The organism is Erwinia sp. MYb416 (assembly GCF_037479575.1).
GTDB lineage: Bacteria > Pseudomonadota > Gammaproteobacteria > Enterobacterales > Enterobacteriaceae > Erwinia > Erwinia rhapontici.
Window position 1 is genome coordinate 1 of sequence record NZ_JBBGYT010000371.1, and the last position, 674, is coordinate 674.

The window sequence follows — 674 nt, forward strand, 5'->3', positions numbered from 1 at the left end:
CAGGTGAACACTGTATAAATAAACATGCTAATATTAACACTTCATCACCCCCGGGAGACAGTGTGAACGACGCACAGGCAGGATTTTTACTCACCCGTCACTGGCGGGATACACCCGCTGGCAGTGAAATCACGCTATGGCTGGCGACGGATGCCGGGCCGCAGATGGTGGTTCTTCCGCCTCAGGAGTCTGTGGCGTTTATTCCTGCCGAGCAGCAGGCAGCGGCCACCCGATTGCTGGCCGGTGAGCGTGACTGGCGTTTTGCCCCGCTTGAGTTAAAAGATTTTCGCCAGCGTCCGGTGGTTGGCCTGTATTGCCGACAGCAACGCCAGCTACAAAAGCTGGATAAGCTGCTGCGTGAGAATGGCATCACGCTGTATGAAACAGATGTACGCCCGCCAGAGCGCTTCCTGATGGAGCGGTTTATCACTGCCCCGGTCTGGTTCAGCGGTCAGCCCTCCGGGGACCGACTGATAAAAACCCGTCTGAAATCGCACCCGAGTTATCGCCCGCCGCTGAAGTGGGTATCGCTGGACATTGAAACAACGCGTCACGGCGAGCTGTACTGCATTGGTCTGGAAGGCTGTGGCCAGCGTGATGTCTACATGCTTGGCCCGGAGAACGGCGATGCCAGCCACCTCGATTTTAATCTGGAATATGTCGCCAGCCGCCCG

The 674-nt window shown here is 57.1% G+C and carries 1 pseudogene; it reads left to right on the top strand.

Annotation, left to right across the window (positions count from 1 at the left end):
- Positions 1–62: 62 nt before the first annotated feature.
- Positions 63–674: pseudogene (locus WH277_RS05370) on the top strand (3'-5' exonuclease); the annotation flags it as partial.